The 22,670-nt window shown below is 73.4% G+C and carries 15 protein-coding genes and 1 pseudogene; 8 read left to right on the forward strand and 8 right to left on the reverse strand.

The window, feature by feature from the left end:
* Positions 1–200: 200 nt before the first annotated feature.
* Both ACIQWA_RS00965 and ACIQWA_RS00970 read right to left on the reverse strand, forming a co-directional pair.
* Positions 201–542 (reverse strand): annotated as a pseudogene (locus ACIQWA_RS00965) (glycosyltransferase); the annotation flags it as partial.
* A gap of 80 nt (positions 543–622) precedes the next feature.
* On the reverse strand, positions 623–1,807 hold the full coding sequence (locus ACIQWA_RS00970; protein ID WP_402476455.1) for a helix-turn-helix domain-containing protein: 1,185 nt from the start codon (positions 1,805–1,807) through the stop codon (positions 623–625).
* 250 nt (positions 1,808–2,057) lie between these two features.
* Between ACIQWA_RS00970 and ACIQWA_RS00975 the strand changes: the two genes are divergently transcribed.
* Positions 2,058–3,734 carry an FAD-binding dehydrogenase gene (locus tag ACIQWA_RS00975; protein ID WP_402476458.1) on the forward strand — a complete coding sequence of 559 codons (1,677 nt, stop codon included), beginning with the start codon at positions 2,058–2,060 and terminating at the stop codon, positions 3,732–3,734.
* 16 nt (positions 3,735–3,750) lie between these two features.
* Here ACIQWA_RS00975 and ACIQWA_RS00980 read toward each other — a convergent pair whose 3' ends face one another.
* The gene (locus tag ACIQWA_RS00980; protein WP_402476460.1) at positions 3,751–4,548 is read right to left on the reverse strand and encodes a hypothetical protein; all 798 of its coding nucleotides are present in this window, start codon (positions 4,546–4,548) and stop codon (positions 3,751–3,753) included.
* 207 nt (positions 4,549–4,755) lie between these two features.
* Positions 4,756–7,545, reverse strand: a complete 2,790-nt coding sequence (locus ACIQWA_RS00985) for an SdrD B-like domain-containing protein (protein WP_402476462.1) — start codon at positions 7,543–7,545, stop codon at positions 4,756–4,758.
* 466 nt (positions 7,546–8,011) lie between these two features.
* Here ACIQWA_RS00985 and ACIQWA_RS00990 point away from each other — a divergent pair, with 466 nt between their 5' ends.
* On the forward strand, positions 8,012–8,713 hold the full coding sequence (locus tag ACIQWA_RS00990) for a TetR/AcrR family transcriptional regulator (protein ID WP_402476465.1): 702 nt from the start codon (positions 8,012–8,014) through the stop codon (positions 8,711–8,713).
* A gap of 258 nt (positions 8,714–8,971) precedes the next feature.
* On the opposite strand, the gene ACIQWA_RS00995 is transcribed toward ACIQWA_RS00990, so the two are convergent.
* From ACIQWA_RS00995 to ACIQWA_RS01010, 4 genes are all read right to left on the reverse strand, one after another.
* Complete coding sequence (locus ACIQWA_RS00995) at positions 8,972–10,609, reverse strand: amidohydrolase (RefSeq protein ID WP_402476468.1); 1,638 nt, start codon at positions 10,607–10,609, stop codon at positions 8,972–8,974.
* A 54-nt stretch (positions 10,610–10,663) separates the two neighbouring features.
* Positions 10,664–12,082: an APC family permease gene (locus ACIQWA_RS01000; protein ID WP_402476470.1), complete on the reverse strand. Its 1,419-nt coding sequence runs from the start codon at positions 12,080–12,082 to the stop codon at positions 10,664–10,666.
* Positions 12,083–12,415: 333 nt separating this feature from the next.
* Positions 12,416–12,589 carry a CsbD family protein gene (locus tag ACIQWA_RS01005; protein WP_360241043.1) on the reverse strand — a complete coding sequence of 58 codons (174 nt, stop codon included), beginning with the start codon at positions 12,587–12,589 and terminating at the stop codon, positions 12,416–12,418.
* Positions 12,590–12,692: 103 nt separating this feature from the next.
* Positions 12,693–12,848: a DUF6131 family protein gene (locus ACIQWA_RS01010; protein ID WP_360241040.1), complete on the reverse strand. Its 156-nt coding sequence runs from the start codon at positions 12,846–12,848 to the stop codon at positions 12,693–12,695.
* A gap of 405 nt (positions 12,849–13,253) precedes the next feature.
* Here ACIQWA_RS01010 and ACIQWA_RS01015 point away from each other — a divergent pair, with 405 nt between their 5' ends.
* From ACIQWA_RS01015 to ACIQWA_RS01040, 6 genes are all read left to right on the forward strand, one after another.
* Positions 13,254–15,206: a glycoside hydrolase family 5 protein gene (locus ACIQWA_RS01015; RefSeq protein WP_402476473.1), complete on the forward strand. Its 1,953-nt coding sequence runs from the start codon at positions 13,254–13,256 to the stop codon at positions 15,204–15,206.
* A 160-nt stretch (positions 15,207–15,366) separates the two neighbouring features.
* Entirely contained in the window at positions 15,367–15,924 is a 558-nt protein-coding gene (locus ACIQWA_RS01020; protein ID WP_402476475.1) for a signal peptide protein, read from the forward strand.
* A 477-nt stretch (positions 15,925–16,401) separates the two neighbouring features.
* The gene (locus ACIQWA_RS01025) at positions 16,402–17,817 is read left to right on the forward strand and encodes a family 2B encapsulin nanocompartment shell protein (RefSeq protein ID WP_402476478.1); all 1,416 of its coding nucleotides are present in this window, start codon (positions 16,402–16,404) and stop codon (positions 17,815–17,817) included.
* Complete coding sequence (locus ACIQWA_RS01030) at positions 17,804–19,309, forward strand: SufS family cysteine desulfurase (RefSeq protein WP_402476481.1); 1,506 nt, start codon at positions 17,804–17,806, stop codon at positions 19,307–19,309. The genes ACIQWA_RS01025 and ACIQWA_RS01030 overlap by 14 nt, the downstream gene beginning before the upstream one ends.
* Before the next feature lie 404 nt (positions 19,310–19,713).
* A complete protein-coding gene (locus ACIQWA_RS01035; RefSeq protein WP_402476484.1) occupies positions 19,714–21,540 on the forward strand; it encodes a phospholipase C in 1,827 nt (608 codons plus the stop codon).
* Positions 21,541–21,661: 121 nt separating this feature from the next.
* A complete protein-coding gene (locus tag ACIQWA_RS01040) occupies positions 21,662–22,618 on the forward strand; it encodes a TAXI family TRAP transporter solute-binding subunit (RefSeq protein ID WP_402476485.1) in 957 nt (318 codons plus the stop codon).
* Positions 22,619–22,670 lie beyond the last annotated feature (52 nt).

The raw sequence follows: 22,670 nt of genomic DNA on the forward strand, positions 1-22,670 counted from the left end.
TCGGCGGGCAGCCCGAGCCGGGCGCGCAGCCTGGTCACGGCGTCCGCGAAGATCCCTTCCGCGCGCCTCAGCACGTCCCGGCCCGCCGCGAGCCTGCCCTCCGGCCCCGGGTCGTCCGTGTTCCGGGCGTTGGGCAGCGCGAACTCCCGGGTGGCGAAGGACGGGGCGAGGTAGGTGCCGACGACGGGGACGCCGAGCGCCTCGCCGGCCGCCCGGCTCAGCGGTGCCGGGCCGAAGGCGGTGAGCACCACGTCGGCCCCGCCCGCCGCCGCCTCCGCCACCCCGTCGGCCAGCCCGTCCGTGTAGGCCCGCAGCGCGGCCTGGGTCTCCGCGCGCGACGTCGCCCGGGAGACCTCCCGGACCAACCCCTGCGGGTCTCCCGGCACCGGCCGGTGTTCGAGACCGCAGTCGGCGAGCAGCCCGGCGAAGGACGCGTGGGCGGCCACGGCGACCTGGTGGCCCGCGTCCGACAGCCGCCGCCCCAGCCCGGTGTAGGGGGCGACGTCTCCTCGTGAACCGGCCGTGACGATCAGGATTCGCATGGCACGATTCTGCCTCCCGCCACAACTGCTGACCCACGGGGCCTCGTTGTGGGCGGCGGCTCCGGTCCTGCGCGGGGCTGTCAGGGGGCGGCCGCGAGGAGGGCGGTCTGGAAGACGAAGCGGTTCCACGGGGTGCGTGGGTCGCGGCCGGTGGTGGTGGCGAGGCGGCGGAGGCGGTAGCGGACGGTTTGCGGGTGGAGGTGGAGGCGGGCGGCCGCGCCCGCGGCGCCGTCGGCGTAGATCACCGCGTCGAGGGTCCGCCGGGTGTCGTCGTCCTGGGCGAGGTGGCCGAGCACGGCCTCGGTGACCCGGGCGGGGGCGGCGTCCGGGTGTCCGGTCACCAGGGCCACCACCTCCAGGTCGCCGCGGTCGAGCACCCGGCGCTCGGTCCGTACCAGGGGCGGGGCGTGCCGGAGGCCGTGGAGGGCCAGGCGGTAGTCGCGCGGGGCGGTGGCGGCGGTGACGCCGGTGAGCCGGGCGCCGGTGAGGACGTGCGCGGCGGTCAGGCGGTCCAGTGCCGCCGGGTCGGCCGCCTTGAGCAGGGCGGCCCCGACGCCGTCCATGACGGTGTGCAGCGAGGTGAGTTCGAGCTCGCCGGACCGGCCCGCGGCCCGGGCGTCGAGGGAGGTGGCCACCAGCGCGGCCGCCTGCGCCGCGTCGGCGGCTCCGGCGACACCGGCGGCTCCGGCGGCTCCGGCGGCCGGGGAGACCACCAACAGGTCGAAGGTGGTGGGCAGTTCGGCGTCGAGTTCGCGCAGCCGCGCGCGCAGGGTGCCGGCGTGGCTCTGCCGGCCGAGCAGCAGGTCCGCGAGGAGGCCGCGCAGGGCGCGTTCGCGGTCCTCGCCGAGGACGCGGCCAGCGGACTCGTAGCCGTCGAAGACCGCCTCCGAGGACTGGTCGAGCACCGTCAGCCAGACCCGGGCCAGTGCGCTGAGGTCGCGGGACGAAACGGCGTCGGGGAAGCGTTCGCCGATCCGGTCGAAGAAGGCCAGCGCGGCCACCCGGTAGGCGCGCAGCACGGCCGCCAGCGGGCGGGCGTCACGGGCCCGGACGGCACCGACGCCGCGGAACATCCGGAGGTCGTCGGCGTCCAGGGCGCCGTCCACGGACCACAGTTCGAGCACCCGGCGGAGGGTCCAGACGATCAGGGAGCGGACCTCTTCGAGCTGGCGGGCGTCGAGGTTCGCGTAGGCGGGGATCTCCCGGGTGACGGCGGCCATGGCGGCCTCGACCAGGCCGGGCTCGTCCGCCAGGATCCGCGCCACGGCGGTGGAGCGGTCAGCGGCAGCGCGGTCAGCGGCAGCGCGGTCAGCGGCCGAACGGTCCGCGACGGGCCGGTCGGCGGCCCCGCCGCCCGCCGACGCGCCCCCTACCGGTGTGCCGTGCTCCGATGGCACAGTCTTCTTCATCACCACCTGACAAGCCTAGTGCCCGCCCTCACGGCCCGCCCGTGACCATGGGGACGGTACGGCCGTCGCGCCCGGGCGACGGCGGATTCCCCCGAGGGAGAGCTGAATGCCGTTCCAGCCTGAGGTGATCGTGGTCGGGGCCGGACTGGCCGGTCTGGTGGCGACGCACGAGCTGGCCAAGGCCGGCCGGCGGGTGCTGGTCGTCGAGCAGGAGAACCGGCGGAACCTCGGCGGCCAGGCGTTCTGGTCGCTCGGCGGCCTCTTCTTCGTCGACAGTCCGGAGCAGCGGCGGGCCGGGATCAAAGACTCCTTGGAGCTGGCCCGGCAGGACTGGCTCGGTTCGGCCGGCTTCGACCGCCCGGACGACGAGGATGTCTGGGGCCGGCGCTGGGCCGAGGCGTACCTGGCGTGGGCGGCGGGCGGCAAGCGCGGCTACCTGCGCGAGCTGGGCCACCGGGTGGTGCCGCTGGTGGGGTGGGCGGAGCGGGGCGCCGGTTCGGCCACCGGCCACGGCAACTCGGTGCCGCGCTTCCACATCACCTGGGGCACCGGGCCCGGCGTGGTGGAGGCCTTCCTGCGCCCGGTGCTGCGGGCGGAGCGCGCCGGGCTGGTGCGGTTCGCCTTCCGGCACCAGGTGGACGAGCTGCTGACGGAGGACGGCGCGGGCGGCGCGGTGGTCGGCGTCCGGGGCTCGGTGCTGGCGCCGGACGACTCGGCACGCGGGGTCAAGTCCTCGCGCGAGGTGACCGGCCCGTTCGAGGAGCGGGCCGCGGCGGTCGTGGTGACCTCCGGCGGCATCGGGCACAACCACGCGCTGATGCGCGCCAACTGGCCGACCGAGCGGGTCGGTCCGGCGCCCGAGCACCTGATCTCCGGTGTGCCCGCCCACGTCGACGGCCGGATGCTGGCCATCACCGAGCGGGCGGGGGGCCGGGTGGTCAACCGGGACCGGATGTGGGCCTACACCGAGGGCGTGCACAACTGGGACCCGGTCTGGCCGGACCACGCCATCCGGATCCTGCCCGGCCCGTCCTCGATGTGGTTCGACGCCAAGGGGCGCCGACTGACCGGGATGTCCGGCGTGCCGGGGGCCGACTCGATCGGCGCGATGAAGCAGATCCTGGCCACCGGCCACGACTACTCCTGGTTCGTCCTGACCCAGTCGATCATCGAGAAGGAGTTCGCGCTCTCCGGCTCGGAGCAGAACCCCGATCTGACCGGCCGCGACCTCAAGGTCGCGCTGCGCAGCCGGCTGGCGAAGGGCGCCCCCGGCCCGGTGGAGCGGTTCAAGCGGCACGGCGAGGACTTCGTGGTCGCCCGGACCCTGCCCGAGCTGGTCGCGGCCATGAACGGAATCGCCCGTGGCCCGAAGCTCGACGCGGCCATGATCGAGCGTCAGATTGTCGCCCGGGACCGGGAGTTGGACAACGAGTTCAGCAAGGACGTGCAGGTGATGGCGATCCACAACGCCCGCCGGTCGCTGACCGACCGGATCGCCCGGGTCGCCCGGCCGCACCGGATCCTCGACCCGGCGCACGGCCCGCTGATCGGCGTACGGCTCAACATCCTGTCCCGCAAGACCCTCGGCGGCCTGCAGACCGACCTGGACTCCCGGGTGATCGGCGCCGACGGGGCACCCGTCCCCGGCCTGTACGCCGCCGGGGAGGTGGCCGGGTTCGGCGGCGGCGGCGTGCACGGGTACAACGCCCTGGAGGGCACCTTCCTCGGCGGCTGCATCTTCTCGGGGCGAGCAGCCGGACTCGCCATCTCCCGTACTCGGTGAGTTGATTGACGTACTGTCAGCCGGTCAGCCAGGGCGCCTCAGGGAGCTTGGCGTCGGCGTTGCGGCCGGAGAACTCCACGGTGGCCGGTGTGCCCAGGCCCGCCATCCGCATGGTGACCCGGCGCAGCGAGCCGTCGCCGTCCACCCAGTAGGTGAGCGGCGAGCGGTTGCCGTCCGGCGCGGCGCCCTGGGCGCGCGGGCCGGAGAAGCGGTCGTAGCTGCGGCCGTCGATCCGGTCCTGGCCGAGCCAACGGGCGCCGGACTGGGCGAGCAGCACCGGGTTGTCGGGGCGGTCGGCGCCGAGCTGGGTGAGCAGTTGGAGGCCGGCGTCCAGCGGGTCGGCGGTGTACGAGCGCGGCGACCAGTCGGACCGGGGGACGTGCTCGGCCTGCTGCCACGGCGGGCTCTGGTCGTCCGCGGGTTCGGGGGCGAGGCCGAGGCCGCCGGTGTCCCAGACCACCAGCCCGTGGTCGAGCGGACCGCTCGCTCCGGTGGAGCGGTAGCGGCCGGCGCCCCGGTGGGTGCGGTAGTCGACGACCCCCTCGACCTGGATCCGCACTCCCCCGCCCTCGTCCGCGGTGAGCACCACGTTCACGGGGCTGGCCTGGTAGAGGTTCAGCCGGGACAGCGCCAGCCGGGCGGCCTCGTCGCTGCTGACCGGCCGCTCCGCGGCCTGGTCGGATACCGTCTCGTACGCGGCGACGCCGCCCGCGACGGCGGCGCACACCGCGAACACGACCAGCGCCGTCAACCAGCGGGGGCGGCGGCGCCGGGGCGGTTCGGCGGCGGGGGCGGCCTTCGTCTTCCGGGCCATGCGGGGGTCTTCTCCGATCGGTCGTTACGGTCAGGCGGCCAGGCGGGTGGGCCGGTGGGCCAGGCGGGCCAGGCGGTCCGGCTGAGCCGAAGCGGTTTCGGGCGGGCCGGGCACGGGAACCGGGCGGGTCCGCGGTCCTCTCGGTCCGCGGACCCGCCCGGTCCGGGCGTCACCCCGTCAGGCCGGGGTGGGTGGCCGACAGCAGGGCTACTGGTGCTGGCCCCGGCGTCGGCGAACCACCAGGAACAGTCCCGCGCCGAGGGCGATCAGCACCGCGGCGCCGGTCGCGATCAGCGGCATGGCGCCGCTGGCCCCGGTGTGCGGGAGTTCGCCGCCGGGAGCGGGCGCCGGCGGGTTCGGCGTGCTCGGCGGGGTCGTCGGCGGGGCCGTCGTCGGCGTCGGGGTCGGCGTCGACGAGGCGGTGGGCGTCGGGGTGGGGATGAGCTTGTTGACGGCCGTGACGCTGACCCCGTCCTCCAGGTTGTCGGCGGTGAGCACCAACGGTCCGAAGACCGTGTTGTCGGGCGCCGAGTAGCCGTCGGGCGGGCTCAACTCCTGCCAGTAGTACGTCCCGGGCACGCCGGTGCCCTGGCAGATGCCGTCCTTGCCGGTGGTGCACGGGTCACCGACGGGCGTGTCCGGCTTGGCCCCGGTGGCCTGGAGGCCGTCGGTGCCGTTGGTCTCGTGCCAGAGCTGGAACTTGGCACCGGCGAGCGGCTTGCCGTCCTGGTCGTTCTTGACCAGCTTGAGCGCGCCCTCCTGCTGGCGGTAGCCGAAGTCGAAGGTGTGGTCGTTCTCGCCCGGTCCGCCGGTGGTCAGCGCCCGTTCGGGGAACTTGGCGCCGGCGGGGACGATGCCCTTCGAGTCGATGAAGTGGTTGTCGCCGACGTCGTGGTCGGTGGGCACCCAGTGGTACAGCGGGCCGCCCTTGGCGTAGTCGGCGGGGTTGTCGATCCGGATGGTGTACTTGGTGTGCGGCTTGAGGCCTCCGGGGACGTTGCTGTTGTCGAAGTAGTACTCGCCGCGCGCCGTGGTCTTCGTGGTGCCGAGGACCTTCCCCGACTCGTCGTAGAGGTTGACGGTGGCGCCCTTGACCGGGGTCTGACCCGGGTTCTGGATGCCCTTGCGCTCGGGGTCGTACCAGACCCGGTTGCCGATCTGCAGCGGCGCCTGGTCGCAGAGCACTTCCAGGTCACCCATCGCCGCGCCCTTGCCGAACGGGGAGCCGGTCCCCGCCGGGGTCAGCCGCAGCCCGAACTTCGGGTCGTGGCTGCCGTCCGCGCGCTCCATGAAGGAGGTGCCGTAGCCGACCGGGGTGTGGTCCGGGTCGAAGGCGGAGCCCGCCACGGTGCTCTCGACCTTCGAGAGCGCGATGCCGGCGAACACCGTGTTGTGGTGGCCGACGGCGTCCCAGCCGGTGGAGAAGAACCGAGCACCGCGAACGGTCTTGCCGCAGCCGAGGTTGACGTCCATCACGTACGTGCCGTTCGACGGGCAGGCCTTGTTGAGGTCGCCGCCGGACATCACGGTGGCCGAGTTGGGCGCCGGGGCGCCCGGTCCGCGGTCGGCGAAGCGGTCCTTGAAGGCCAGCAGCATCGAGCCGTCGGTCTCGAACAGGATCTCGCCGAGCTCGGGCTCGGGGAACGCGATGGTGCTGTTGCCGCAGACCTTGCCGTTCTGCGAGGCCGGGAAGGTGCTGGTCCAGGCGAACCAGCCGGCGCCGTCGCACGGGCCGCCACCGACGGTGGACTGCCGCGGGTAGTCCATCGGCTGGTCCAGCACCGGCTTGCCGAACGCCCCGGTGCCCAGGTCGAACGGCAGGACCAGGGCGCGCACGTCGGTGAGCTTGCCGGTGGACTCGCCGGAGCAGACCCCGCCGAGGAAGCCGGTGCCGTCCTGCAGCCCCAGACCGTAAGGACGCCAGTCCGCAGCCGACGGGCAGCCGGGGTCCGGGATCGGGTAGGCGGCCTTCGGCGCCGAGGCCGTCGGCGCGGTGGCGTCGTAGCGGTAGAGCTTGCGGTCGTTCAGGTTGACGACGAACAGGTCCTTGCCGTCGTCGGTGATCTTGATGCCGCCCAGGCTCTCCTTCCCGGGGACGTCGAGGAAGGCGTCGTCCGTCCCGGACCCGTGCGCGGTGCTGCCCGCGTTCGGGACGGTGGTGAAGACGCTCGTCCTCCCCGGCTTGGTGGGGTCGCTCATGTCGGTGACGTAGATCCCGCCGGAGCCGGCGGGGCCGTAGTCGGTGGTGCGCTTGGCCGTCGCCGCGGAGAACACCCGCTTGTCGGCCTTGTTCCAGGCGATGCCGAAGATCGTTCCGGTGTCCGCGTCGGTGGCGACCTTCGTCGCGACGACGTCCTTGCCCGGGCCCTCCTGACCGCGCGCGCTGTACGGGAAGGAGACCAGGGTGCGCTCGGACTTGCCCTGGTAGGTGGGCGTCTGGCAGGCGGTCACCAGCGGAGCGTTCTTCTGGCAGTAGTCCGCCGGGTTCCACAGCCCGGTGGTGTAGGAGACGTTCTTGCCCCGGCTGAGGTCGACGAACTCCTCGTTGGAGCTGAGCTGGTTCGGCGCGCCGTCCAGGCCCTGGCGGGAGGCGAAGGCCGGGAACAGCACGCCCGGCTTCGGATTCACCACCTGGACGCGGTACTTGCCGCCGGTGGCCTTGCTGGTCGCGGGCGCCAGGGTGACCGTGCCGTCCGCCGCCGTGGTGCCGTCGATCGACACCCCGGCGTCGTCGGTGAGGGTCACCTTGACGCCCGCCATGTTCGGCTCCAGCGCGGGCGTCCAGGTGCCGGAGTCGTCCACGGCCCGGATCACCCGGACCGTGACCGTCCCGTCGCCGGTCTGCGAGACCGCCGCCGGGACCGCCGCCAGCGAGCTGCTGCCGACGACGACGGCGAGCGCCGCGATCCGGCCCACGACGCGGCGGCCGGACCGGCCCGCCCGTGACCGGTCCGGGCCGCGCGCGGCGCCGTTCATCAGTTCATTCGTTGTGTTCATCCCTGCTCTCATGGTCCAAAGAGCCCAAATGGCCCGACTACCTGAGGGAGCCCACAGCGTGGCCTGAAACTGCTGTGGTTAACGTGAGCTTAAAGGGATTTCACCCAACCGGGTGGTCGATTGTGGAACTTTGATGACCTGTCAGACGTATCCACCACGACTTCCCTGACGGATGGCCAGGTTTCACCCCCTCTCACCAGCGGGAACCCGGACCCGGACAAGCTCTCGACACGGAATGAGCGCCAAGTCGACAAAGCCGCCCGACCACGGAGGGTGGCCGAACCTCGAACAGCACTACGAATGCCCCGGGAATTCGTCACGGCCTGCACAGAACCGTCCACGATTCATTCCAACCCACCAGCCCCAGGAGCAACCTTTGCCCGCGCTCGACCTCCCCCACGGTCCGACCGCGAACGACACCTCCCACCCCTGTCCTGCGTCAACACCGCTGACATAACCTGCGGGCATGAGCGAACGCGTGGTCCCCGAGCCCCAGCGCCGTCGGCGGCGACCCACCAAGCAGGGCGTCGTGCTCTCCCGGGAGCTGATCATCGACACCGCACTGCGGCTGGTCGGGCAGCACGGCGCCGAGGCGCTCACCGTCCGCCGGCTCGGCACCGCGCTCGGCGCCGACCCCAGTGCCGTCTACCGCTACTTCCACAGCACCGACGACCTGCTGCTGGCCATCGCCGACGAGCTCATCGGGCGCGCCCAGGCCGGCTGGCGCCCCACCGGCGACTGGCGCGCCGACCTGCGCTCCATCGGCCTGCGGATCCACACCGCCTACCTCGCCCACCCCCAGGCCGCCCTGCTGGCCGCCCACCGCACCACCGGACGCAGCCACGAGGCGGCCGCCGTCGAGACGATCCTCGGAGTGCTGCGCACCGCCGGCTTCCCCGACCCGGAGGCCGTCGCGATCTACCACGCCTTCGTCGACCAGAGCCTCGGCTTCGCCGCCCTGGACGCCGCCGCCCTCGCCCTCCCCGCCGCCGCGGCCACGGCCGACCTCCAGGTCTGGCAGGCCTCCTACGCCCGCCTCGACGCCGCCACCCACCCCCACATCGCCGCCACCGCCCACCTGCTCTCCACCGACATGCGGCGCAGCGGCTACCCGTACGCGCTCGACCTGCTGCTCGACGCCGCAGCGGCCCGCCTGGCGGCGGGCTGAGGGGGGGAGGCCGCCCGACGGGCGGGCGGGAGGGCGGAGCCCGGCCCGCGGGGCGGGCGGGAGGGCGGAGCCCGGCCCGAGGGGCGGGCGGCGCCAGGCGCGAGGCCCGTCGCGGACGGCAGGGCGCCCAGGGGCCGAGGAGCCCCGAGGCCGTACGGCAGGGACGCGCCACCGGCAGGGACGCGCCACGCCGCAGGGCGGCAGGGTCGCCACGCGGGCACGGGTCGCCGGGCCGGCGGCCCGGCGGCCCGTGGTCGGTCACTCGGCCGCGTGGACGAGTTCACCCCCCACGTAGGTGCGCAGCACGCGGGCTTCGGCGATCTGCTCCGGGGGGCCGGTGAGGATGTCGCGGTCGAGCACGACCAGGTCGGCGAGTTGCCCGACGGCGAGCGTGCCGGCGTCGTCGTGGCCGTTCACGTGGGCGGAGCCGGCGGTGTAGGCGGCGAGGGCGGAGGCGAGGTCGAGGCGCTGCTCGGGCAGGAAGACCCGGCCGTCGGTGGCGCCGGGTTCCATCCGGTTGACGGCGACGTGCAGGCCCGCCAGCGGGTCGGGGCTGCTCACCGGCCAGTCGCTGCCCGCCGCGAGGGTGGCGCCGGCCCGCTGGAGGCCGCCGAAGGGGTACTGCCAGGCGGCGCGTTCGGGGCCGAGGAAGGGGATGGTGAGTTCGTCCATCTGCGGTTCGTGCGCGGCCCACAGCGGCTGGATGTTGGCGACGGCGCCGAGCCGGGCGAAGCGGGGCAGGTCGTCCGGGTGCACCACCTGGAGGTGGGCGAGGTGGTGCCGGGTGTCGCGTCGGCCGTTCTTCGCCCGGGCGGCCTCGACGGCGTCCAGCGCCTCGCGGACGGCCCGGTCGCCGAGGGCGTGGAAGTGCACCTGGAAGCCGAGCGCGTCGAGTTCGGTGACGTACTCGCAGAGCGCGGCCGGATCGACGAAGCTGAGGCCGGAGTTGGCGGTGGCGCAGCCGCAGCCGTCCAGGTAGGGGCTGGTCATCGCGGCGGTGAAGTTCTCCGCGATGCCGTCCTGCATGATCTTCACCGAGCCGGCCCGGAACCGGCCGTGGCTCAACTCGGCGCGGCGCCGGACGAGTTCGGGGATCTGTTCGGCGCCGCGCGCGCGGTCCCACCAGAGCGCGCCGGTGACCCGGGCGGTCAGTTCGCCGGAGCGGGCGGCGGCCAGGTAGGCGTCGGACGGGTCCGGCTGGCCGTTGAACTCGCCGAGCAGGGCGTCCTGCCAGCCGGTGATGCCGAGCGAGTGCAGCAGACGCTGGGCCCGGAGCAGGCCGGCCAGTCGCTGGGCGGCGGTGGCCGGGGGCACCAGGCGGGCGACCAGTGCGGTGGCGCCCTCCTGGAGGGTGCCCGCCGGGGTGCCGTCGGGTTCGCGTTCGATCCGGCCGTCGGCCGGGTCGGGGGTGTCCCGGGTGAGGCCGGCCAGCTCCAGGGCCCGGGTGTTGGCCCAGGCGCCGTGGTGGTCCCGGTTGGTCAGGTAGACCGGGCGGTCGGGGACGACGGAGTCGAGCAACTGCCTTGTGGGCAGGCCGCCTTCGAAGCTCTCCAGGGACCAGCCGCTGCCGGTGATCCACTCCTGGTCGGGGTTGGCCTCGGCGTAGTCGCGGATCCGGTCCAGGTACTCGGCCACGCCGACCGTACCGGTGAGGTCGCAGGCGGCCAACTCGACGCCGCCGTAGACCGCGTGGACGTGGGCGTCCTGGAAGCCGGGCAGCAGCAGCTTGCCGGTGAGGTCCACGACCTCGGTGCGCGGCCCGATCAACTGGTGGACCTCGTCGTGGCCGACGGCGGTGATCCGCCCTCCGGTCACGGCCAGGCTGCTCGCCCGGGTACGGGCGGCGTCGCCGGTGTGGACGGGGCCGTGGGTGAGGACGAGGTCGGCCTCGGTCATGGGTGGTGCTCCGTTCGTGCGGTACGGGAGTGCGGGCGGTACGGGCGGTGCGGCTCAGGCGGTCGGGTCGAGGAAGTACGGCGAGCGGCGCCGCCAGCGGGCCCAGGCCGCCGACGGGAGGCCGGTGACGATCATCAGCACCACCACGGTCAGCTCGAACCAGCCGTTGTCGGCGGACAGTTCGAAGTGGTCGGTGGAGTCGTAGAAGGTCCAGGCCAGGTAGCCGCCGACGGCGAGCAGCGCCGCCGCGCCGAGCAGTGGGCCGACCACCGCGCGCAGGCCCTGCACCGGGTCGGTGCGCAGCAGGCCGCGGAAGCGGACGGCGGAGGCGACGGCGGTGAGCGCGTAGTAGAGGGCGACGATGATGCCGATCGCGTTGACGGCGGCCGAGATCAGGTCGTTGACGGTCGGGATGGCGATCGAGGCGAGGGCGAGCAGCGCGGCGAAGCCGGTGACCAGCAGGGTGCCGACGGCGGGGGTGGCGTGCCGGGGGTGCAGCCTGGTCCAGACCGGGCCGAGCACGCCGTCGCGCCCCATCGCGTACATCCCGCGCGCGGTCGGGATCACCGAGGACTGGAGCGAGGCCACCGCGGAGAAGGTGAGTGCGATCAACGGCAGTGCGGCGAGCGGCTGGTGGGCGAGGGTGGTGCCGAAGTAGGTGAGTCCGTGGGCGCCGTTGTCGGCCAACTCGGCGAGCGGGAGCACCCGTTGGAAGGCCGTCCCGGCGAGCAGGAAGAGCAGCAGCATGACCACCAGGGCCAGGAAGCCGCCGCGGGAGGCGTCCCGCGGGTCGCGGACCTCCTCGCTGACGCTGAACACGGACTCGAACCCCCAGTAGCAGAAGACCGCGAGCACCATGCCCTGGGCCAGGGCCCCGAAGGAGGGCAGGTCGAAGGGGTTGAACCAGTGGAGCGAGAAGGGCTGGTCGCCGGCGAACAGGCCGTAGCCGCAGAAGCCGAGCAGCACCGCGTACTCGAAGACCAGCAGGGCCTTCTGGAGTCGGGCGGCGAGGTCGAGGCCGCGGACGGCGACCAGCGCGGCGCCGATCAGGACGACCAGGCCGAGCACGGTGCACTGGACGGTGGAGTCGGCGTCCAGACGCAGTCCGGCGATGCTGCGCAGGTGCGCCTGGTCGAGGAGTTGGATGACGGCCGAGCCGGTGACGGTGGTGGTGTAGGCCATGAAGACCACGGTGCCGACGGTGTTCACCCAGCCGGTGAGGAAGCCCAGCCAGGGGCTGAGCGTGCGGCCGACCCAGCGGTAGCTGCTGCCGGCGTCGGGTTCGACGGCGTTCAGGCGTCCGTAGCCGCCCGCGATGGCGAGGACGGGGAGGAAGGCCAACAGCATGATCGCGGGCAGGTGGAGGCCGACCACGCCCGCCATCAGCCCGAGGCCGATCCCGATGCTGCTGGTGGCGGCCGTACTGGAGGCGGCGATGGCCGCGCCGTCCAGCAGGCCGATGGACTTGTGCATGGCGCCGTGCTGCGCGCCGGTTCTCGGGCCGCTGCCCGTGTCGTCCCTCAGCGTCGATGCCAACGGATCACCGCCTTGCTCGTGGGGGGATGTGGGGGCGGGCGCGGAGGTTCGGGGGGCGCCCGGGGGTGGGGAAGTGCGAGCCATGAAACCGGCGGCGTCGTTTCACGTCAATGCTGTTGTCATAAGCGCTCGGACCGACGGGAGGAAGGCCCGGCGGTCCGGAAGGCCCGGCGGTCCGGAACGTGCTCGTTCCCCTTCGGGCCCGGCTCCTCGGACGGAGCCGGGCCCGGAGGGGAACGGCGGGCGCCTTCCGGCGCCACGCCGGGCCGGTCAGTGCTTGAAGGCGTCCTTGACCTTGGCCCCGGCCTGCTTGAGGTCGCCCTTGGCCTGGTCGCCGCGGCCCTCCGCCTCCAGGACGCGGTCGCCGGTGGCCCGCCCGACGGTCTTCTTCACACTGCCCTTGACCTCTTCGGCCTTGTGCGCGGCCTTCTTGCCGATACTCATGACTGGTTCCTTTCGTGATGGCGTCCGGCGCGTCGTGATGGGTCCGCGCGTCGTGATGGCGTCCGACGCGCGGACGCGGCGCCCTGCCGCCGAACGGCCGCGCCTACCAGTAGTGGCGGCGGCCGCCGACCTCGCGGCCGACCGCGCCCATGACCAGCAGGACGAGGCCGATGAGAAGCAGGATGACGCCGACGGTCCACAGGATGGAAATGCCGCTGACGAATCCGATGACGAGGAGGATGACTCCGAGGACGATCACGACGAGCTCCGTTCCTTCGCCCTCCCGGTGTGATCCTTCGCTGGTGCGGAGGCATGCTGCGCCTTCCCCGTTCTCGGGGTTCGATTCACGAATCCCGGAATTTCCCTGGTGACCGAGGTCGAAGGGGGCCCGCGGGCCGGTTCGGGCGGATCGCACCCCCGGCGGCGAGTCCGAGCCCCGGCCCACCCCGGCGACCCGGCGGGCTCACGTCCGGCGGCCAGGCCGCGGGGCCCGCGCTCCGGGTGGTTCACCGGCTCCCCCGCCGCCTCCCCCACCGGCTCCCCCGTCGGCACCGGGGCACGGTCGCGCCCGCTCCACCGGAGGCCGGTCCACGGGTCTCGTTCCGGCAGTGCTTTTGACGTACCGTCAACAAGCCCTGCCCCCGTCACCCTCACCGGAGCATCCGTGACACCCCTCAGAACGGCCCGCACCGCCGTGCTCGCGGCGGCCGGCCTGCTGGCCGCGCTCATCAGCGCCGCCCCACCCGCACAAGCGGCCGCCCCCGCCGCGCCCACGGCCCCCGCCAGCCAGGCCGCCGCGCCCGTGCAGACCGGCGCCCAGCTCGCCGCCTCCTGGACCGGCCCGCTGAGCACCCGGGGGCGGTACGTGGTCGACGCCAACGGCGACCGGTTCAAACTCAAGGCCGGCAACTGGGCCGGAGCACAGGGGACTTGGGAGGGCAGCGGCTCGACCACGGACCCCGCGGACAACCAGGCCGGCCAGGTCTCGTACAACATCCCGCTCGGGCTGGACCGGGCCCCGATCGACCGGATCCTGGCGGGCTTCCACGGCCTGGGCCTGAACGCCGTCCGGCTGCCGTTCGCCAACGCGATGATCCACGACACCGCCGCCGTCCCGGACGCCGCCGTCGCCGCCAACCCCCAGCTCAGGGGCCGGACCCCCTTGCAGATCTACGACGCCGTGGTGGCCGCGATGACCGCCGACGGGTTCGCGGTCGTCCTCAACAACCACACCACCAGCTACCGCTTCTGCTGCGGCCTGGACGGCAACGAGCGCTGGAACAGCGGTCAGAGCACCCAGCAGTGGGAGGACGACTGGGTGTTCATGGCGAACCGCTACAAGGCCGACAAGCGGGTGGTCGGCGCGGACCTGCGCAACGAGGTGCGCCGCGACACCTGGGACGACCCCAACTGGGGCCTGGGCGACGCCCACGACGAGTACGCGGCCTTCGAGGAGGCCGGCAACCGGATCCTCCAGGCCGACCCGGACCTGCTGGTGATCATGGAGGGCATCAACTGGTACGGCATCCCCGCCGCCGGGTTCTCCCACGGCCGGCCGATGCTCACCCCGGTGGCGACCCTGTCCAACACCCTGATCCGGTCCGACAAGCTGGTCTACGCGGCGCACTTCTACGCCTACACCGGCCCGGCCAACACCGGCGCCGGCAGCGGCCCGGGCTCGACCTCCGACCCGCGCTACGAGGAGTTCACCCCCGAGCAGCTCGCCCAGGTGGTGAACCAGGAGGCACTGTTCGTCACCCAGGACGGCCAGCACTTCACCGCCCCGGTCTGGGTCAGCGAGTTCGGCGCCGCCGGGCGCGGCTCGACCGACGCCAAGGAGCAGGCCTGGTTCGACCGCTTCACCGACCTCCTGGTCGCCAACGACACCGACTTCGCGGTCTGGCCGCTGGTCGGCTGGCAGCACGACGGCGTCCCGAACGACAGCTGGGCGCTGCTCTCCTACGACACCGGCGGCCGGCAGCTCGGCCTGAACGACCCGGGCGACTGGCGCGCGGCCGACTGGAACAAGCTGGTGAACGCCCCCTCGTACACCGGGCCGGTCACACCGGTCGTCCGCTGGAACATGCTCGACCTCGACCACGGCGACCAGAACGTCTCGGCCCGGATGCTGGCCCGGCCCGACTGGAGCCCCGGCAACCGCAAGGGCGACTGCCCGGACGGCCAGCGGCTGGCCGGCCTCGGCCGCGGCAGCAGCCGGGGCCTGTGCACCGACGCGGGGCAGCCGCCGCTGGGCGCCGGGGACTGGGTGACCGTCACCGACCAGCGCTACGTCACAGGCGGCGACTGGGCCTCCGGCTACGACAAGCTCCAGTGCCCGGACAACGCCTTCGTCGTGGGCTACAGCGTGCGCAACAACGCGATGTCCGCACTGCTCTGCGCCCCGGCCGCCACCGCGCTGCCGAGCACCGGTCGCACGGTCTGGTTCGACCACGGCGACAACCGGCCGGCGAACGGCGGCTCGGTCGCGAGCGACTGGGCGCCCGGCTCCTACAAGGGCCAGTGCGCCGACGGCGAGTACGTCGCCGGGGTCGCCGACACCTGGCGTTGGCTCCAGTACGGCGTCCCGGACGCGCTGCTCTGCCGCCCGCTGCGCTGATCACCGCATCCGCCGGGCCTGTGCCCGGCGGATGCGCCATCCGCCGGGCACGTGCAAGGTGGTGGAGTACGAACCGCCCGGCCGGCGACCGTCCGTGGCCCCGCGGACACCGTCCGCCGGGCGACCGGCCCCCAGCCGCCCCTCGACCGAAGGAGGCGCCATGCCGTCCAGGACGATCCCCCGCCGGGCTCTGGTGCTGACCGCCGCCGCCCTCGCCGTCCTGCCCGCCGCAGCGCTCACGGCGCCCGCGCGGGCGGCCGCCGCGCCCCCGGCCGCCACGGCCACCCCGACTTCTTCGGGCACCACAGGCAGCACGGGCCGCACGGCAGCCGCCTCCGGTCCGGCCGCTGCCGCGCCGGTGCGCTTCGTGGACCTGCCCAACTCCGCACTGCCGACCGACCGGGCGCCGCACCGGATCACCTTCCGTTACCGCAACGACACCCCCAAGGATCAGACGGTCGCCCCGCAGATCCTGGTCGAGTCGCCCCAGCGGGGCCCGTTCCTCAGCCCCTCCGACATCCGGCTGGAGCTGCGGGGGACGGACGGCAGCTGGCACACCGTGCCGCTGGCCAGCCAGACCGGCACGCTGTACACCGCGCTGGTCCCGGCGAAGATCGTCCTGCACTCCGGCCACACCCTCACCGAGAGTTACCGCATCACCGTCCTGCACGCGCCCGCCCGGGGCACGGTCGAGCCCCGGATCGCGGTCTACGCCTGAGGTCCGTGCCGGAGGCCGACGCCTGAGGTCCGCGTCTGAGGTCCACGCCTGAGGGTCCAAGCCTGTGGTCCACGCCTGAGCCACCAGCCCCCGCGCGTCGGACCCCAGGCGCGCGGCGGCCTCCGCCAAGCCGGCCGGTCCCGCGGCCGCGGCCTCCTCGGTCAGGCCCGGCGGCGGCCCGACCCACAGATGCAGCCCGCCCCCTCCGGCACCCGGGCCGGGGCGCCCCCGCCGTGCGCCCCAACTCGCCCCCCGTGCTTCCTAGGTGCGCTTGGGGAAGCATCGGCCCCCGTTATGGAAAGACCACCCGTTCGAGTGAGTTTGGCGGGCTGGAGTCGCTCGTTTGCGCAGGAGCTGTCCGCTCTCCGGTGCCTTCAAACGTGCCCACGTCAATCCCTTCCGGCGGCAAGATTCGGCGAGGCGGTCCGACACCGGTCGGATCCCGTCCTCCCACACCTGCCGCAGAGGGGACCAGCCGTGACCACCGAGGCCGTTCCGCAGAACCAGCCCAGCCAGCAGAGCCTCAGTACCTCCGCCGCCCGCAACCTCGCCACCACCACCAAGACCGTGCCGCAGATGCTCGGGATCACCCCGCGCTACCTGCTGCGGGTGCTGCCCTGGGTGGACCTGGAGGCGGGCGTCTTCCGGGTCAACCGCCGCCGGGGCTTCATCCTCGGCGACGGCCTGGTCGGCACCTACGTCGACGGCTCCGGCGCCACCCGGGTCATCCCCGAGGACCTGCGCGAACTGGCCTTCCTCAGCCACGTCGACGGCCCGGTGCTCACCGCCCTGGCCGCCGGGTTCACCGAGCGCGAGGTCGCGCCCGGCGAGCTGATCGTCGACGCCGACGCCCCGGCCGAGCAGCTGCACATCATCGCCTCCGGGCGGGCCGAGAAGCGCGCCACCGGCGAGTACGGCCAGGACGCCCTGCTGGGCGTGCTCGGCGACGGCGACTTCTTCGACGCCGCCGCCTGGGCGGCCGGCACCGCGATGCCGTACCGGGTGAAGGCCGTCAGCTCCTGTACCGTGCTCAGCCTGGACCGCCGCCTGCTCACCGAACTCGCCGACCGGGAGCCCTCGTTGCGCACCCAGCTGGACGAGTTCGCGGCCACCCGGGGCCAGGTGGACGCCGAGCACCCGATCGACCTCAGCTCGGGCCACTCCGGCGAGCCGTACCTGCCGGAGACCTTCGTCGACTACGACGAGAGCCCGCGCGAGTACGAGCTGAGCATCGCCCAGACCGTGCTCAAGGTGCACACCCGCGTCGCGGACATCTACAACTCCGACATGGACCAGGTCCAGGCCCAACTCCGGCTGACCGTCGAGGCGTTGCGCGAGCGCCAGGAGTGGGAGATGCTCAACCACCCCGAGTACGGCCTGCTCAACAACGTGGTGCCCACCCAGCGGGTACGCACCCGCGGCGGCGCGCCCACCCCGGACGACCTGGACGAGCTGCTCGCCCGGGTCTGGAAGCAGCCCGCCTTCTTCCTGGCCCACCCGCGGGCGATCGCCGCGTTCGGCCGCGAGTGCACCCGGCGCGGGGTGCCGCCGCAGATCGTCGAGCTGTTCGGCAGCCCGTTCCTGACCTGGCGCGGCGTGCCGCTGCTGCCCTCCGACAAGCTGGACCTCAAGGGCTCGGCCAACTCGGCGCCCGGCACCACCAACATCCTGCTGATGCGGGTCGGCGAGGAGCGTCAGGGCGTGGTGGGCCTGCGGCCGGCCAAGGTCCCGGACGAGGTCGAGCCCGGGCTGGCGGTGCGCGCGATGGGCGTCGACCGGCAGGCCATCACCTCCTACCTGGTGACCAGTTACTTCTCGACCGCCGCGCTGGTGGACGACGCCGTCGCCGTGCTGCAGAACGTCGAGGTGTCCAACTACCATGACTACTCCTGACGGATTCGGGCGCGGCACCGGCGTCAACGCGGCCCCGGGGGCACCGGCCGTTCCTGGAGCCCCGACTGTTCCGGGGGCACCGGCCGTTCCTGGAGCACCGGCCGTTCCGGGAGCCGCGGCCGCACCGAGCGCTCCTACCGCCTCCCCGGCCGCCGCGCCCCCGCTCCCGCTCCCCGAGGCCCTCGCCCACGCCGCCGGCGGCCCCCGCTACTGGCTGCCCACCCGGGCCGACCGGCCCTCACCGCCCACCGCCCCCGCCGCGGGCTTCGACGTCGAGGCCGTCCGCCGCGACTTCCCCCAACTGCACCGCGAGGTCAACGGCCGCCCGCTGGTCTGGCTGGACAACGGCGCCACCACCCTCAAGCCCCGCCAGGTGGTCGAGGCGGTCGGCGAGCACTACTCGGCGGGCACCTCCAACGTCCACCGGGGGGCGCACACCCTCGCCAAGCAGGCCACCCAGATCTACGAGGAGGGCCGAGCCGAGGCCGCCAAGCTGCTCGGCGCCCCGGACCCGGACGAGATCGTCTTCGTCCGGGGCACCACCGAGGCCGTCAACCTGGTGGCCCAGACCTGGGGCAGGGCCAACCTCGGCGTCGGCGACGAGATCCTGGTCTCCGCCGCCGAGCACCACTCCAACCTGGTGCCCTGGCAGCTGATCGCCAAGGAGCGCCGGGCCCGGGTCGTCCCGATCCCGCTGCTCCCGGACGGGCAGCTGGACCAGGACGCCTACCGGGACCTGCTCTCCTTCCGGACCAAGCTGGTGGCCCTCACCCACGCCTCCAACGTGCTGGGGACGGTGCCGCCGGTGGCCGAGATGACGGCGCTGGCCCACCGCTACGGCGCCAAGGTGCTGGTCGACGGCGCCCAGGCGGTGGCCCACTTCCCGGTGGACGTCACCGCGCTGGACGCCGACTTCTACGCCTTCTCGGGGCACAAGATCTTCGCCCCGACCGGGATCGGCGCGCTGTACGGCAAGCGGGAGCTGCTGGAGGCCATGCCCCCGTGGCAGGGCGGCGGCAACATGATCGACTCGGTGAGCTTCGAGGAGACCAGCTACGCCCCCGTCCCGCACCGCCTGGAGGCCGGTACCGGCCACATCGGCGGGGTCGCCGGGCTGCGGGCCGCCCTGCGGTACGTCGCCGGGCTGGACCGCGCGGCCGCCACCGCGCACGAGGAGCAGCTGACCGCGTACGCCACCGCGGCACTGCGGACGGTGCCCGGGCTGCGGCTGATCGGCGAGGCCCCGGGCAAGATCGGGGTGCTCACCTTCCTGCTCGCCGGGACGGACCCGATCGCCCTCGCCGGGGCGCTCGACCAGCAGGGCATCGCCATCCGGGCCGGCCACCACTGCGCCCAACCCGCCCTCGCCGCCTACGGGTTGCAGAGCGCGGCGCGGGCCTCGCTGGCCCTGTACAACACCGTGCAGGACGTCGACGCCCTGGTCTCCGCGCTCCAGGGCCTCCAGGGCGAGGCCGCCGCGGCCGGAGCCTGACCGGACCGGGGGCGGGCACCCCGACCACCCCCGCCCCCGGTCCCCCGACCCCCTCTCCACCCCCGCCCCCGCTCCGAAGCGGAGGCGGGGGCGTGCCGTGAGATCGACCACGGTTTCGCGCCGGACCCGTCGGCGACCCCCGCCGGGATGGAAGCGACATTTCTGGCCGGAAACCGTCGAAAGGCGTCCCGTATTCATCGGATTCGGGGGCATTCAACGGACTTGTCTGCCCGTCGGCAGCCCTGGCGAAGAGTTCCGTACCTCGGCGATTTACCGCGTGTTCACATGCACTCGTCAACCGTGTTCACCGCTACGCTCTAGCGTCTAGCCGCCGCGCCGCTCGTGCTACGCGCGTCACGGCCCCAACTTCTGACACACATGACGATGACGTCGAGGATCCGACCATGCACGCAGTTCCCTCCCGCAACAGGTGGCTCCGCTACGGCGCCGGCCTGCTCGGTGCTGCCTCGCTGACCGCCTTCGGCGGTGCCCCCGCGGCCTTCGCCGCCGACGGCCCGCAGACCGCCACCCCGGTCAAGCACCTGGTGGTGATATTCCAGGAGAACGTCTCCTTCGACCACTACTTCGGCACCTACCCGAACGCGGCCAACACCGCCGACGACAAGGTGAAGTTCACCGCCAAGCCCGACACCCCCAAGGTGGACGGCCTGAGCGACGACCTGCTGCACAAGAACCCGAACCGGAACAACCCGGTCCGGCTGAGCCCGTCCCAGGCGGTCACCTGCGACCAGGACCACACCTACAAGGACGAGCAGCTCGCCTTCGACGGCGGCAAGATGGACAAGTTCGTCGAGCACACCGACATCGAGAACTGCAAGGCTCCGATGTACACCGCGCCCGGCCTGGTGATGGACTACTACGACGGCAACACCGTCACCGGCTACTGGAACTACGCCCAGCGCTTCGCGATGAGCGACAACTCCTTCGGTACCAACTACGGGCCCTCCACCCCGGGCGCGATCAACCTGATCACCGGCAACACCCACGGCGGCTACCCGGTCGACCCGAAGACCGGCCAGCAGACCACCGACGCCTACGTGGTGGCCTCCCCGGACGCCAAGGGCGTCGGCACCGTCATCAACGACCCGGACCCGGGCTACGACGACTGCTCCAGCCCCGCGCACAACCACCTGGTGATGACCGGCAGGAACGTCGGCGACCTGCTCAACGACAAGGGCGTCAGCTGGGGCTGGTTCCAGGGCGGCTTCAAGCCGACCGGGACCAAGGACGGCAAGGCGGTCTGCGACTCCGCGCACAAGAACATCGTGGGCGCCTCGCAGACCGACTACAACCCGCACCACGAGCCCTTCCAGTACTACAAGTCCACGGCCAACCCGCAGCACCTCGCTCCGAAGGACGTCGACGAGATCGGCCACGCCGGCCAGGCCAACCACCAGTACGACCTGACCGACTTCGACGCCGCCCTCCAGCACGGCAACCTGCCCGCCGTCAGCTACCTCAAGGCCGCCAACTACCAGGACGGCCACGCCGGTTACTCCGACCCGCTGGACGAGCAGCAGTTCGTCGTCGACACCGTCAACAAGCTCCAGAAGTCCAAGGACTGGGCCTCCACCGCCGTCGTCATCGCCTACGACGACTCGGACGGCTGGTACGACCACAAGTTCGCCGAGCCGGTCAACGGCTCCAAGGACGCGGCCAACGACAGCCTGAGCGGCGCCGGCCAGTGCGGCAAGGACGCCGGCTGGGGCGGCTACGCCGACCGCTGCGGCTTCGGCCCGCGCCTGCCGCTGCTGGTCGTCTCGCCGTACGCCAAGGCCAACTTCGTCGACCACACCCAGACCGACCAGACCTCGATCCTGCGCTTCGTCGAGGACAACTGGAAGACCGGCCGGATCGGCGACTCCTCCTTCGACGAGCACGCCGGCTCCATCGAGGGCATGTTCGACTTCAAGAACCCGCAGTCGGCCACCCTGATCCTGGACCCGACCACCGGCGCCCCGGTCGGCGGCGACACCCCGAGCGGCCGGCCCACCGGCGGCTCCTCCGCCACCACCCCGGCCGGCTCGGCCACCTCGGCCACCGGCTCCACCGCCGTCGCCGGGGCCACCAGCAGCGTCTCCGGCCCGCCGCTGGCCGAGACCGGCGCCAACTCCAGCACCGGGCCGATCGCGGCCGCGGCCGTCGCCCTGCTGGCGGTCGGCGGCGGAGCGGTCCTCCTCGCCCGCCGCAAGCGCGGCCGCCGCGCCTGACGCACGGCCCGCACCCCGCACCACCTCCGGCACCGCCGGGTCCTGCTCCCAGGGCCCGGCGGTGCCCGCGTTCCCGGGGCCGACATCCGCCGCGGCCCCGGGCTGGGCTACCCTTCCCGCCATGACCGCCAGCGCCCCGCGCCGCCGCACCCTGCTGGGCGCGGCCCTGGCGGCGGCCCTCGGCACGGGCTGCACGGCCGGCTGCTCCGGCCACGAGGCACCGGACCGCGCGCTGCGGCTGGCCACCGGGCCCGAGGGCGGGCCGTACAACGCCTTCGGACACTCCTTCACCGAGGCCGTGAACGCCAGCGGACACCTCACCCTCACCCCGGTGAGCAGCGCGGCCAGCGTCGACAACCTCCAGCAGCTCGCCGACGGCTCGGTGGACCTGGCGCTCACCACCGCCGACGTCGCCGAGGACGCCGTCCTGGGCCGCGACACCTTCGAGCGTCCGATCGGCCTGACGGCGCTGGCCCGGGTGTACGTCAACTACCTGCACCTGCTCGCCCCGGCCGACGGGCCGGTGCGCGAGCTGGCCGACCTGGCGGGCCGCCGGGTGGCCACCGGCGCGGTGGGCTCCGGCAACCAGGTAACGGCCGGGCGGCTGCTGCGCCGGGCGGGGATCGACGTACGGCAGCAGTCCCTCGGACTGGCCGAGTCACTGCACGCGCTGCGCGACGGCACCCTGGACGCGGTGTTCTGGTCCGGCGGCGTGCCGACCCCCGCGGTGTCCGCGCTCGCCCGTGAACTGCCGCTGCGGTTCGTGCCCTTGGACACCGTCGCCGCTCAACTGCGGGAGCGCTACGGCCCGGTGTACACGGCCGTCACCCTGCCCGCCGGCGCCTACGACCTGGCCGCGCCCGTCCCCACCCTCGGCGTCGGCAACTACCTGACCGCCCGGCCGGGCGTCCCCGAGGACGCCGTCCGGCGGCTGCTCGGCATCCTCTTCGACCAATGGGCCACCCTGCTGCGCTCGGTGACGGCCGGCGCCCGGCTGGAACCCCGCTTCGCCGTCTCCACCGGCGCTGTCCCCCTGCACCCGGGGGCGGCGGCCTACTACCGCTCGGTGTACGGGTGACGGCCGGCCAGAAGATGACGGCCGGTCAGGAGGTGCCGCCCCGCCGCCCCCG

The sequence above is a fragment of the Kitasatospora sp. NPDC098652 genome (genome assembly GCF_044760155.1).
Taxonomy (GTDB): domain Bacteria; phylum Actinomycetota; class Actinomycetes; order Streptomycetales; family Streptomycetaceae; genus Kitasatospora.

Bases quoted from the DNA above. Each gene is read 5' to 3' on its own strand.
- ACIQWA_RS00975 (WP_402476458.1), top strand. From the start codon at position 2,058: ATGCCGTTCCAGCCTGAGGTGATCGTGGTCGGGGCCGGACTGGCCGGT.
- ACIQWA_RS00980 (WP_402476460.1), bottom strand. From the start codon at position 4,548: ATGGCCCGGAAGACGAAGGCCGCCCCCGCCGCCGAACCGCCCCGGCGC.
- ACIQWA_RS00985 (WP_402476462.1), bottom strand. From the start codon at position 7,545: ATGAACACAACGAATGAACTGATGAACGGCGCCGCGCGCGGCCCGGAC.
- ACIQWA_RS00990 (WP_402476465.1), top strand. From the start codon at position 8,012: ATGAGCGAACGCGTGGTCCCCGAGCCCCAGCGCCGTCGGCGGCGACCC.
- ACIQWA_RS00995 (WP_402476468.1), bottom strand. From the start codon at position 10,609: ATGACCGAGGCCGACCTCGTCCTCACCCACGGCCCCGTCCACACCGGC.
- ACIQWA_RS01000 (WP_402476470.1), bottom strand. From the start codon at position 12,082: ATGCACAAGTCCATCGGCCTGCTGGACGGCGCGGCCATCGCCGCCTCC.
- ACIQWA_RS01005 (WP_360241043.1), bottom strand. From the start codon at position 12,589: ATGAGTATCGGCAAGAAGGCCGCGCACAAGGCCGAAGAGGTCAAGGGC.
- ACIQWA_RS01020 (WP_402476475.1), top strand. From the start codon at position 15,367: ATGCCGTCCAGGACGATCCCCCGCCGGGCTCTGGTGCTGACCGCCGCC.
- ACIQWA_RS01030 (WP_402476481.1), top strand. From the start codon at position 17,804: ATGACTACTCCTGACGGATTCGGGCGCGGCACCGGCGTCAACGCGGCC.
- ACIQWA_RS01035 (WP_402476484.1), top strand. From the start codon at position 19,714: ATGCACGCAGTTCCCTCCCGCAACAGGTGGCTCCGCTACGGCGCCGGC.
- ACIQWA_RS01040 (WP_402476485.1), top strand. From the start codon at position 21,662: ATGACCGCCAGCGCCCCGCGCCGCCGCACCCTGCTGGGCGCGGCCCTG.